The 1,659-nt window shown below is 58.5% G+C and carries 1 protein-coding gene; it reads left to right on the top strand.

Annotated features, from left to right (window positions below; genetic code table 11):
* Positions 1-1,488: sensor histidine kinase (locus tag PAT3040_RS17760; RefSeq protein WP_258235028.1), on the top strand; the 1,488-nt coding region annotated here is incomplete at its 5' end.
* Positions 1,489-1,659 lie beyond the last annotated feature (171 nt).

Raw genomic sequence — 1,659 nt, forward strand, 5'->3', positions numbered from 1 at the left:
AACCGGCTGTCCCAGTTGCAGACGCCGTTCGCCCAGATGATGCTGGCGGAGCAATCCATCGATTCCGTGCTCATCCACACGCCGATCGGCGAATTCTATCCCACCGAGAATTGGCGCGTAGGGGAGATGCCGTTCGAAGACACGACCGTGGCCAAAGCGATCGGAGATTATGAAGGACGGCCCTGGAACACGATATGGGTGCGCGGCCATTCCGACGAGCTGTTCTCCCGCGGCAGGGAGGTGATCTCGCTTGTCATCAAGCCGTTGTTCGATACGCTGCTTTCGGGCGTGTACGTCGTGGTGAACATTCGCGAGGACCATCTGCTGGATCTAATCAAGGCCAATCTGCAGGAAGGCAGCCTGAAGCAGAAGCTGATCGACCGCGGGGGCACGGGCATATTCTCCTCTACGGAGACGGAAGGCGGACAAGCGCGACCGCTGCAAGATTATATCGGAAGCAGCGATCGGGGACACTTTGAATACGAAACCGCTTCGGACGGCGTCTACCTGGTCAACTACGCCGGGCTCGGGATGAATCCCGACTGGGTGCTGATCGGCTATCAATCCAAGAAGCAGCTGCTTGCGCCCGTCGCCCAGATGCGCTGGACGATCCTGACGATTATGGGCGTCTGCGTCCTGCTCGCGCTCGTCCTCTCCAGCATGCTGTCGGAGCTTCTGCTGAAGCCGTTGTTCAAGCTGCGCAATCTGATGTTCAAGGTCGAGCAGAGCAAGCTGGACGTGCGTTTCGAGAGTCCTTTCGAGGACGAGATCAGCCAGGTTGGGTATAAGTTCAACCGCATGATGGACCAGATCGGCGAGCTGATCGAGGAGGTCAAAACGTCGGAGCAGGAGAAGCGGTATTCCGAGATCAAGGCGCTGCAGGCGCAGATCGATCCGCATTTTCTCTACAACACGCTGAACACGATCTATTGGAAAAGCGAGATGGAGGAGCAGCAGGCCGTCAGCGAGATGATCGTGTCCTTGTCGCTGCTGTTCCGGCTAGGGCTGAATAACGGCAAGGAAATCACGACGCTCCGCCAGGAGCTGAACCACGTCGAGCAGTACCTGAAGCTGCAGACGATGTGTTATCCCGAGCTATTCACTTACGAGTTCCATTGCGAGGACGAAGGCCTTCTGGAGGTGCCCGTGCTGAAAATCATGCTGCAACCGCTGGTCGAGAACAGCATTCTTCACGCTTTCCAGGAGCTGGACCGGCCGGGTCGCCTCGATATTACGGCCGCCGCGAACGGGGGCATGCTGACGCTTGCCGTCGCCGACAACGGGAGCGGCATGAGCCCCGAAGTATTGGAGCGGCTCCGGGCGGGCATGGACGGCGGCGGCTCCTCCGGTGGCTACGCTTTGTCCAACATCAGGGCCAGATTGTCGCTTTATTACGGCCATCTGGCCGACATGCAGCTGGAGAGCTCGCCGGGCGAGGGAACCACAGTGAAGCTAGTCATTCCGATGCAAGAGGTGAGAGAATCATGAGCAACATGAGCATGTGCATTATAGACGACGTGAGAACGGTCATCGACGGCATTCTGAAGAAGGTGGATTGGGCGGCGCACGGCATCGACATCGCCGGAACGGCCGTGAACGGCAAGGAAGGGCTGCAGCTCATTCGGGAGCGGCAGCCGGACATCATATTGACGGACATCA

The organism is Paenibacillus agaridevorans, assembly GCF_003112455.1.
GTDB classification, from domain to species: Bacteria; Bacillota; Bacilli; order Paenibacillales; family Paenibacillaceae; genus Pristimantibacillus; species Pristimantibacillus agaridevorans.